A 2,700-nucleotide genomic window follows, 5' to 3' on the forward strand; every position below is an offset into this window, starting at 1 on the left:
CGCCCTCACCCGCGCCTACGTCGAACAAGACCTCCACGAAATCTACGAAGGCGAAGTCCGCTACGCCCGCGACGCCTTCGAAGGCCTGCGCCTCATGGATGCGCTGATGGGTGTGAAACGCGGTGTTCCCGGCGTCGAGTTGCCGCCGCTCAAGCAGCGCCGTGTCGCCAAGCGCGATACGCCGCTGCCGGTGGTGGCAGCCGAGCCGGGGGGCCGCTCCGACGTCGCCGTCGACAACCCGGTCCCCGCCCCGCCGTTCTGGGGCACCCGCGTCGTCAGGGGCATCCCGCTCAAGGACTACGCCTCCTGGCTGGATGAGACGGCCCTGTTCAAGGGCCAGTGGGGGCTGAAGGACACCGAGACGATCGAGACGGACGGGCGGCCCCGGCTGCGTGGCTGGCTGGACCGGCTGCACACCGACGCACTGCTCGAAGCGGCCGTCGTGCACGGCTACTTCCGTTGTGTCTCCAAGGACGAGGACCTGATCATCCTCGACGAGAACGGGTCCGAGCGGACCCGTTTCACCTTCCCCCGCCAGGGCCGGGGCCGCCGGCTGTGCCTGGCCGACTTCTTCCGCTCCGAGGACTGCGGGGACACCGACGTCGTGGGCCTGCAGGTGGTCACCGTCGGCTCGCGGATCGGCGAGGAGACGGCCCGGCTCTTCGCCGCGGACGCCTACCGCGAGTACATGGAGCTGCACGGCCTCTCCGTGCAGCTCGCGGAGGCACTGGCCGAGTACTGGCATGCGCGGGTCCGTGGCGAGCTGGGCATCGCCGGTTTGGATCCGGGCTCCATGGACGGCATGTTCCGCACCGAGTACCAGGGCTGCCGCTACTCGTTGGGGTATCCCGCCTGCCCCGACCTGGAGGACCGGGCGAAGATCGCCGGCCTTTTGCGGCCGGAGCGGATCGGTGTCCACCTGTCGGAGGAGTTCCAGCTCCACCCGGAGCAGTCCACGGACGCGATCGTGATCCATCACCCCGAGGCGACGTACTTCAACGCACGCTGAGTGCCGCCGTGTTGGAAAGGAGTGCGACATGCCGGCTGCTCTGGCCGCCACCACCGACCGTCCCCGCCCCTCTGCCCCCGCCGCCCCCGGTGTCCGTGAGCTGCTGTCCCAGGGCCGGCGGACCTTCTCGTTCGAGTTCTTCCCGCCGAAGACGGATGCCGGGGAGCGCACCCTGTGGGCGGCGATCCGCCGGATCGAGCCGTTCGCGCCGTCGTTCGTCTCGGTCACCTACGGGGCCGGTGGTTCCTCCCGGGACCGCACGGTGGAGGTCACCAAGCGCATCGCTGCGCAGACCACCTTGCGTCCGGTGGCGCACCTGACGGCGGTGGGGCACTCGGTCGCCGAGCTGCGTCACATCATCGGTCAGTACGCGGACGCGGGTATCCGCGATGTGCTCGCGCTGCGCGGTGACCCGCCCGGTGACCCGAAGGGGCAGTGGACGCCGCATCCGCAGGGGCTGGCCCATGCTCACGAACTGGTCACTTTGATCCGGCAGTTGGGTGATTTCACGGTGGGTGTGGCGGCTTTCCCGGAGCGGCATCCGCGCTCGCCCGGCTGGAGTGAGGACATCCGGCACTTCGCCGCGAAGTGCCGGGCCGGCGCGGACTACGCCATCACCCAGATGTTCTTCCACGCCGAGGACTACCTGCGGCTGCGCGACCGGCTCGGCGCCGTGGGCTGTCTGACACCGGTCATCCCGGAGATCATGCCGGCCACCGATTTCCGCCAGATCCGGCGCTTCGCGGAGCTGAGCGACGCCCGCTTCCCGGCGGCGCTCGCCCGGCGGCTGGAGGCGGCGAAGGACGATCCGGCGGCCGGCCACCGCATCGGTGTGGAGTACGCGACGGCGATGGCCGAGCGTCTACTCGCCGAGGGTGCGCCGGGCCTGCACTACATCACTCTCAACAAGTCCACCGCGACTCTAGAGATCCATCAGAACCTGAACCTCAGCCAGAACTAGCCATCACCATCACGGAGTAGACCCCATGGACTTCAAGGTCGCAGATCTCTCGCTCGCGGAATTCGGCCGCAAGGAGATCACCCTCGCCGAGCACGAGATGCCCGGTCTGATGTCGATCCGCAAGGAGTACGCCCCCTCGCAGCCCCTGGCCGGGGCGAGGATCACCGGCTCCCTGCACATGACCGTGCAGACGGCCGTCCTGATCGAGACGCTGGTGGCGCTCGGGGCGCAGGTGCGCTGGGTGTCCTGCAACATCTACTCGACGCAGGACCACGCGGCCGCCGCCGTTGCCGCCGCCGGCATCCCGGTGTTCGCCTGGAAGGGCGAGACGCTGGAGGAGTACTGGTGGTGCACGGAGCAGGCGCTGACCTGGCCCGGCCACGCGGGCCCCAACATGATCCTCGACGACGGCGGTGACGCCACCCTCCTGGTCCACAAGGGTGTCGAGTACCAGAAGGCGGGCGCCGCCCCGGATCCGTCCACCGCGGACAACGAGGAAATGGCCCTGGTCCTGGACCTGTTGCAAAAAACGTCCATCGACTGGACGGCGCTGGCGTCTGAGATCCGCGGCGTGACGGAGGAGACCACCACCGGGGTCCACCGCCTCTACGAGATGCACCAGGCCGGCGCCCTGCTGTTCCCGGCGATCAACGTGAACGACGCGGTGACGAAGTCGAAGTTCGACAACAAGTACGGCTGCCGTCACTCGCTGATCGACGGCATCAACCGT

3 protein-coding genes are annotated in these 2,700 nt (G+C 68.9%); all 3 read left to right on the forward strand.

Annotation, left to right across the window (positions count from 1 at the left end; genetic code table 11):
• Positions 1-1,009 (forward strand): vitamin B12 dependent-methionine synthase activation domain-containing protein (locus tag IF88_RS0139505; RefSeq protein WP_030724354.1); only part of this gene is annotated, 1,009 nt, incomplete at its 5' end.
• A 28-nt stretch (positions 1,010-1,037) separates the two neighbouring features.
• Positions 1,038-1,970 (forward strand): methylenetetrahydrofolate reductase [NAD(P)H], encoded by a 933-nt coding sequence (gene metF / locus IF88_RS0139510; RefSeq protein WP_078893442.1) that lies wholly within the window; start codon positions 1,038-1,040, stop codon positions 1,968-1,970.
• A gap of 25 nt (positions 1,971-1,995) precedes the next feature.
• A partial coding sequence (locus tag IF88_RS0139515; RefSeq protein WP_030724358.1) for an adenosylhomocysteinase occupies positions 1,996-2,700 on the forward strand: 705 nt, incomplete at its 3' end.

Source organism: Streptomyces sp. NRRL F-2580 (assembly GCF_000720115.1).
Taxonomy (GTDB): domain Bacteria; phylum Actinomycetota; class Actinomycetes; order Streptomycetales; family Streptomycetaceae; genus Streptomyces.

Coding starts and splice junctions, on each gene's coding strand:
- metF (WP_078893442.1), top strand. CDS start 1,038: ATGCCGGCTGCTCTGGCCGCCACCACCGACCGTCCCCGCCCCTCTGCC.